This is a genomic window from Komagataeibacter swingsii (genome assembly GCF_003207895.1).
Classification (GTDB): domain Bacteria; phylum Pseudomonadota; class Alphaproteobacteria; order Acetobacterales; family Acetobacteraceae; genus Komagataeibacter; species Komagataeibacter swingsii.
Map to the genome: position 1 here is coordinate 21,797 of NZ_NKUB01000032.1, position 6,493 is coordinate 28,289.

General features: G+C 57.6%; 7 protein-coding genes and 2 pseudogenes. 2 read left to right on the plus strand and 7 right to left on the minus strand.

The features are described 5' to 3' along the window. Nucleotides 1-148 precede the first annotated feature (148 nt). On the plus strand, nucleotides 149-718 hold the full coding sequence (locus CFR76_RS15010) for a hypothetical protein (RefSeq protein ID WP_207781388.1): 570 nt from the start codon (nucleotides 149-151) through the stop codon (nucleotides 716-718). 6 nt (nucleotides 719-724) lie between these two features. Further along, nucleotides 725-1,183 (plus strand): class I SAM-dependent methyltransferase, encoded by a 459-nt coding sequence (locus tag CFR76_RS15015; RefSeq protein WP_025440210.1) that lies wholly within the window; start codon nucleotides 725-727, stop codon nucleotides 1,181-1,183. A gap of 75 nt (nucleotides 1,184-1,258) precedes the next feature. Here CFR76_RS15015 and CFR76_RS17825 read toward each other — a convergent pair whose 3' ends face one another. The 7 genes and pseudogenes from CFR76_RS17825 to CFR76_RS15045 all read right to left on the minus strand — a co-directional run bounded on the left by CFR76_RS17825 (nucleotide 1,259) and on the right by CFR76_RS15045 (nucleotide 6,107). Continuing rightward, nucleotides 1,259-2,014, minus strand: coding sequence for a hypothetical protein (locus CFR76_RS17825; protein ID WP_133251155.1), 756 nt, complete (start codon nucleotides 2,012-2,014; stop codon nucleotides 1,259-1,261). A 247-nt stretch (nucleotides 2,015-2,261) separates the two neighbouring features. Beyond that, nucleotides 2,262-3,041, minus strand: coding sequence for a segregation and condensation protein A (locus CFR76_RS15020; protein WP_025440211.1), 780 nt, complete (start codon nucleotides 3,039-3,041; stop codon nucleotides 2,262-2,264). After that, complete coding sequence (locus tag CFR76_RS15025; RefSeq protein WP_025440212.1) at nucleotides 3,031-4,368, minus strand: hypothetical protein; 1,338 nt, start codon at nucleotides 4,366-4,368, stop codon at nucleotides 3,031-3,033. The genes CFR76_RS15020 and CFR76_RS15025 overlap by 11 nt, the downstream gene beginning before the upstream one ends. Before the next feature lie 359 nt (nucleotides 4,369-4,727). Then, nucleotides 4,728-5,000 (minus strand): annotated as a pseudogene (locus tag CFR76_RS15030) (transposase); the annotation flags it as partial. Between the two features lie 2 nt (nucleotides 5,001-5,002). Beyond that, a pseudogene (locus CFR76_RS18840) lies at nucleotides 5,003-5,553 on the minus strand (DUF6118 family protein); the annotation flags it as partial. Between the two features lie 12 nt (nucleotides 5,554-5,565). Then, nucleotides 5,566-5,835, minus strand: a complete 270-nt coding sequence (locus tag CFR76_RS15040; RefSeq protein ID WP_081749560.1) for a Txe/YoeB family addiction module toxin — start codon at nucleotides 5,833-5,835, stop codon at nucleotides 5,566-5,568. Then, nucleotides 5,832-6,107 carry a type II toxin-antitoxin system Phd/YefM family antitoxin gene (locus tag CFR76_RS15045; protein ID WP_025440213.1) on the minus strand — a complete coding sequence of 92 codons (276 nt, stop codon included), beginning with the start codon at nucleotides 6,105-6,107 and terminating at the stop codon, nucleotides 5,832-5,834. Before CFR76_RS15045 ends, CFR76_RS15040 begins: the two co-directional genes overlap by 4 nt. Between the last annotated feature and the right edge of the window lie 386 nt (nucleotides 6,108-6,493).

The window sequence follows — 6,493 nt, forward strand, 5'->3', positions numbered from 1 at the left end:
ATCCTGCACCTGACTGTAATACGAGGGCGCAGAATGTTTAGTGACGACGTTAGTGAACAAATTGGCTATTACGTTTACAGGCTTGTCGACCCTCGAAACGGCGAGACGTTCTATGTCGGCAAAGGCAAGGGGAATCGTGTGTTCCAGCATGCAGTGGGAGCGCGTGTTGAAAAGGAGGGAAATTCATAAGGAAGGCTTATCTGTAGACCATTTCATCCATCGGCATAAGCTGGATGAAGCCACGGCGCTTCATGTCGAAGCCGCCTTAATCGACGCATACCTTAACCTGACCAACATTGTTCGGGGGCACTACTCGGATGATTGCGGTGTAGCCTCATCGCAAGAACTCTTGTTGCGGTATCAGGCACCCCTCATAGATTTTCAGCACAAGGTTCTCCTTCTCGCCGTCAACAAGACATCTTCGATGATGAGCAATTATGATGCTGTCAGGTATGCGTGGCGGTTATCTGCCGAGAGACTAAAAACTATCGAATACATCCTGGCTATCAAAAACAATTTGGTAATAGACGCTTTCATTGCCGAGAAATGGCTCCCGGCGACAAAGGCGTATTTCTCCGGATTTGAAAAAGAATATCCAGACAGAAAAGGGTTTATCGGACGGCAGGCTCCAGAAGAAATTCGGACCTTGTATATCGGCAGGCGCCTTGGACCCGATTATTCCCTTTCGCAAGCCGGAACCAGATATGCTCCTGATTAAAGAGTCATGACCCTGTGCGAGCCAAGCGCGGGTGAAGGCGCGCTGGTGGATGCCCTGCTGGAGACGCCGGCAGCTTCAATCATGGCGGTGGAGAAGAATGCGGGCCGGGCGGCCCTCCTGGCAGAACGCTACGCGGGGAACCCGCGGGTCAGCGCGCGGCGCGGGGACTGGCTGGATCCGGACACGGCCCGCTACGACCGGATCGTGATGAACCCACCCTATTCCTCTGGCCAGTGGATCCGCAACCTGCTGGTGGCATGGGAGCGGCTGGCGCCGGGCGGCCGCCTGGTGGCGCTGGTGCCCAACGGGCCCGGAGCTGGCCCGGCAGGGCTGAAGGCCCGGGCAGAGACGCTGATCCGCGGGGCCGCGCTGGTCGAGGATGTCCCGGTGGGGGCCTTCAAGGCGGCGGGCACCATGATCAGCACCCGGATCGTGGTGCTGGATAAGCCGGATGGCCTCGCATAGGCCCGGCTACTTTCGATAAGGGTTCTTCTCAAAAGCAAGAAATGCATCGAGAGTTTTCCGCGTCTTTGACGCAAACTAGGAAAAAAGCGGCGTAAAATCAGGTCGCATGATTCGATGTGACGGCATCCATGGCAACACAGGTCGAATGTTCAGACTAAATGATTGCGTTAAGGGAAGCACCATCGCCACGTGTCTGATACTAACGCTGCAAAATAATTTATTTCCGCATAGCTTTTCGAAAAAATAGAAAGGTGATGACCAGTATTTCTGATTGTCGACTGTAAGTTTTTCCGGTGACGATCCAGCTAAAATAATTTGTGAGAATTCTGGAATATCGCGACGGAATTTATCTGGCGAAAAAAATTGTCTGCGACATATTATACCATCATGCGTGAACACCGCTTTATACCCGAATACAGAAAACATGGCTATAAAACAGGTAGAAAAGATAGATATTATATTGGAGACATCCATTTTATTAAAATTCTGATTTTGCAAAAAAGAAGCAATTTTTTTATCGTAATGCTTTCCTTTCCATGCATTGCATCCCAGTTCAGAGACTTTTTTTCCACGTATTTTTAATGGTTGCTTACATAATAATGTAAGCCCTGCACGTGTATTCTTCGGGATAGATTTTGAGTCTCTGATATCTTTTTTCAACGCCTGCTGGGGTATTATATGTTCAAGAGAGAACTGGTCCTTACGTAAGAGCCTTCCGCACATGCAACATATAATACGGTCATCATTCCGATAAGAAGGCAATATCTTATTCAAGTCTTGTTTTAGGTTGTTAAATATAACATCTACCATCGCTGGCTTATCGATATCCATAATATTATTAACCTTCATAATTGTTAAAGTTATATAATATGTATATTAAAATAATGTACGTTTCTACATTTCCTATATTGCGATCATTCATAAAGTTTTAAATATTACATAAATTAACTCGTGTATTTGTGAACATAAAAAACACATTTTGCTTCGCGCTCACCTTTGTTTTCTGTCCGCTCATTTCACCTATATCTTTGTACATTATTAAAGAAGCCAAAAGCCATTGCCAGGCTACAAAGGAACATCATGCTATGGGAAACATAACCGTATCGATCGATGCCTCTCCCCGCCGCACCAATTCTAGGCCAGCCACAAACGTAGCAGCAACAGCTGCACGACAAGCAATGATCCTATCCGGCCCGCTTAAAGCCGACCAGGGTATGCACTCTTCCCATATGCTGCGATAGGCCCCGTTCCCTATTTTTTCGCGGACAAGGGCCAGCGCATCTGTCACACGCCAATATGCAGGCACATTGATCCGATAGATCGGAACGGATGTCTCGACCCTCACCAATTCCCGTTCCAGCACACTGAGACAAACTTCCAACAGACTGAAATAAGTCCCCTGCCTTCCTGAAACGCCATTCTCCACGGCTACCCTGCCTCGTGCAAAAACCGACACACCAAGCTGCGGTCGCGCCTCCAGCCAGTCAGCCGCCGCACACATCTGCAACAGCCCCTCGATCTGGCCGACCGTCCGGCACGCCTCTTTTTCGGCAAGCTGTTTTTCCGCCTGTGAGGCAAACAGCAGCCGCGAGCGCAGGAACACCAGCCGGGCGATCCAGATCACCCAGTCCGCGCGCTGCATGAGCGGCGTCGTGCAGGCCAACCGCTCCGCCTCAGCGACAAACTGGGCCGCCAGGTCCGCGATGGACAGGACACCCAGATCCAGACGCTGCCGTTCCGCCAGGTCCAGCAGCAGGTCCAGCGGCCCGTCAAACCCCTCGACATGGAATTCCGGCACCGCTGGACGCGGCAACCGACGCGGCGGATCGCCCCAGTCTTCGTCCTCCTCAGGCGGCATCGGCGGTCTTCCTGTCATCAGCGCGTGCGTAATGCGGCCGGATGTCGAAAACCAGCTCCGGCCAGTCCGTCCGCACCCGCTCCAGCGCCTGCCACGGCGTCCACTCCGCCGACCAGAAGTGGTAGACCAGCCGGGCACTGCGGCGGACGCGCTGGTCGCGCGGGGCTTCGACCTCCACCCGACGCAACGGTAGCAGCGTGCCCCACTGTGCCTGCAGCCAGGCCGCCGCCGCACGGGAGTCCGCCCCGGCTTCCAGAATGGGACCGGGAACCGGTACCAGCCGGTGCAGGTCAAAGGCACAAGCAGGGCAGCCTGCCGCCTGATGCTGTAGGGCGATTTGATGCAGGCGCTCGGACGCCTGGCGCAGCAGCCGGGCCAGCGTCACCGCCTGCGCCCCCTTCCCCGCCATCGGCGCCAGCAGGCGGGCCTGTTCGTAGTCAAAATCCACCTGCCAGGGAATGATCCCCGGCCCCTGGGCCGCCATCCGGAACCGGGCCACTGCATCTACCGGACCGCTTACCGTGAGCGTCGTCCGGATCCAGTCTGGGGCCGGTCTCAGCATACGTTGACGCGCTGGCGTCCGGACTGAGGACTCTGGCGGGGTGCCGGATTTCGTCCGCCGTGTCCGGTGGGCCGGGCGATCGGAACGTCCAAGTGCCCGGTCCAGCACGAACCGGATCCCCGGCACCGACAATGGATCCCCGACCGTGCCAGGCGCATCGATCCCCCGGAACGCTGCCCCCCAGCGCAGTTGCGCGGCATCGCGCCAGACGGCCCAGGATCGCACCGGACAGACGGCCAACTCCCGGCGCCGCCGCAACCGGCGCAACTGGTGGCGCCCGGACCGGGGCCGCAGCAGGGCGACGGTCATCCCGTCCGTCGTGTCGCTGATGTCTTCTACCGTCAGCCGGGCCAAGGCCTCGGCGCCGATGTCCAGCGTGGCCGCCAGCAACAGCAAGGCCCGGTCGCGCAGGCCGGGCAGGTCGGGCCCGCAGCGTCGCGCGGCAGCCAGCAGAGAAGCCGCATCGACCCCAGCCCCGGTCCGGCGCACCCGTGTGGCGGGGAGGGCGACATCAAGCCCCTCGCCATTGGCGGCACACCAGGCCGTCAGCGCCGCGCGATCCACCACCAGGCTCTGCCGCGGCCGTCCGGCCTTGGCCCGGGCGTCCAGCCACGCTGCCACCGCGACGGGGCCGACCGGAAAGCCGCTATCGGCTGGCTGGGTCCTGACAAAGGCGCGCCAGGAGGCCGCATAGGCCCGCGCCGTGGCCGGCGACAGGCCGGTCGGCGGCCGCGCCGCCTGCAGCGGTCGGCCAGTCTCAGCCATTCTGATCGGATCCCCGGTTTTCCGCCCCGCACGCCCTGCAGGTCGACGGCGGACGGACGGCGGAAGCAGGCAGCCTACCCACCCTTAGCAGGCAACTGCGCCGCCTGACCCTGACCATATTAAGGCGTTCTCGCGTCATATAATAGGTCATATCATGTTAACGGGTTTTTGAGAACGGAAAAGCGCCCGATCGATCCCGAAAGGCGCGGTTTCCCGGACTTTCTGCTCCCTCCCTTCCTCGCTGGGCAAAATTCGGCCAATCAAACTCCTACTTCCGATAAGTTATCTTGTCGGAAGTGGATGAAAAATTCCAAAATGCCTACTAAATGTCGGAATGTCCTTGAAAGGAGAATGTCAGGTTTGCCGCGAGATTTCCGTCCTGGAATGCAGGGCTTTATACCTTTCGCTTCCAGGGCGTCCCTGAACCCGTCGGCGTCATACCCGCGATCTCCCAGCATTCATTGTGCTGCAGGAAGACTGTCCAGCAGGGCAGCGGCACCGGTATAATCGCTGATTTGTCCCGCAGTCATGAAAAAGCTCAGCGGTCATCCGCTCCGATCGGTGATCGCATGCAGCTTCGTGTTCATGCCGCCTTTGGTGCGGCCGATCAGGCGACCTGAATCCCCTTTTTTAGCCGCAGGCTTTCGGGATTGTCGGCTTCCATCATCAACGCACCAGACTCCCATCGATCCTGTCCACCCACGATAAAGAAGGCCACGCGCGTCCCCAGTGATGATGGCAGGAGATGGGTCAGGGCACGATCCCGACAAACCAGACAGGCCACCCCGACCTGCAGCACCCACCAGTTCTGACTGGTCCTAGGTACGTGCCTGTCCGATCTGAGCCAGTGCCATTAATATCGGTCGGTTGCTGCCGCTCCACCTGAACCGCTCGGATCGCGGTATAAAAGGCGGCCTGCATGTCCTGACTGACAGAAAGCCCTGCCTGGCGTACCCCCTACCCATAGGTCTGTGGCGTCATCTTCAGCGTCGGACTGGCCTCGATCACCTTCATGCGCGCGCCCACTTCGTTCAGGGCTTTGACCAGTCTGGCCAGGTCCGGCGTATAGTCACGTGGCCGGTTATCCCGCCATGCCTGGGGCAGCGCTTCCACGCTGCGCCGGCGCATCGTCATTTCGGCGCACAGATCCTCAAACGCACGGGCTGCCGGATCCGTCTCGCTCATGACGCCTCTCCTTCAGTAATGAAACCGGCACTGGGCAACCTCGATCCGCTGATCCTCTCCCGCGCGGCCCTGAACCCGGTAGACCAGACGATGTTCCCCCGTAATCCGTCGGGACCACCACCCGGAAAGCTGCCCCTTCAGTGGTTCTGGCTTCCCTATCCCCTGAAACGGATGCCGCCTTACATCCTCGATCAGGGCATTAACCTTCCCAAGAACAGCATGATCTGACTGGAACCAGGAAAGATAATCCTCCCAGCCATCTTCATGAAAAATGACCTTCACGCCGACGGTTCATCCTGCGGCTCCAGAAGATCACGCTCGGTCCCCGCCCCATGCTCGATGTCACGAATGCTCCGCAACAGCCTTTCCGCGTTGCGTGGGCTGCTCAGAAGATGCACGGTTTCCTGCCAGCCAGAGAATTCTTCTTCCGACATCAGCACGACACTGCCTTTCCCGGTCTTGCGGGTCACGACAATCGGCGCGCGGCTGTTCACGGCTTCGTCCAGATAATGTGCCAGATTCTGGCGCAGGTCGGTATAGGAAACACAGGTCATGATCGGTCCTCCATGACCACTATAACGTACAGTTTGCTGTACGTCTCCTGTTTTAGATCCCCATATCCATTCCCCGATCCTTGGAGCGCGACAGCAAGCGCATGCGCTGCGGCTGCAATCCGTGATCGAGCCTGACCTGCTCACCGGCCTGAAGGCCGAAGGTTCCGGTATGGGCACGCATTAAGCAGAGGTGATGTTGTGGACGGCCCCCGCACGAAATGTGCGAGGATGAAATCGTCACCGTCTGCAACGCATGGAGCCATGTGTGGACGGCCCTGACGATGCAAGGTAATCATCCGGCGAGAGACGCGGGCGTATTCAGGCGGCGATGGTATTGTGGACCTGCTGGTGGGCTTTCCAGTGCCAGGGCAGGAGTTCATGGAGGC

Coding starts and splice junctions, on each gene's coding strand:
- CFR76_RS15010 (WP_207781388.1), top strand. CDS start 149: ATGCAGTGGGAGCGCGTGTTGAAAAGGAGGGAAATTCATAAGGAAGGC.
- CFR76_RS15020 (WP_025440211.1), bottom strand. CDS start 3,041: ATGCCGCCTGAGGAGGACGAAGACTGGGGCGATCCGCCGCGTCGGTTG.
- CFR76_RS15045 (WP_025440213.1), bottom strand. CDS start 6,107: ATGACCTGTGTTTCCTATACCGACCTGCGCCAGAATCTGGCACATTAT.
- CFR76_RS15025 (WP_025440212.1), bottom strand. CDS start 4,368: ATGGCTGAGACTGGCCGACCGCTGCAGGCGGCGCGGCCGCCGACCGGC.
- CFR76_RS15015 (WP_025440210.1), top strand. CDS start 725: ATGACCCTGTGCGAGCCAAGCGCGGGTGAAGGCGCGCTGGTGGATGCC.
- CFR76_RS17825 (WP_133251155.1), bottom strand. CDS start 2,014: ATGGATATCGATAAGCCAGCGATGGTAGATGTTATATTTAACAACCTA.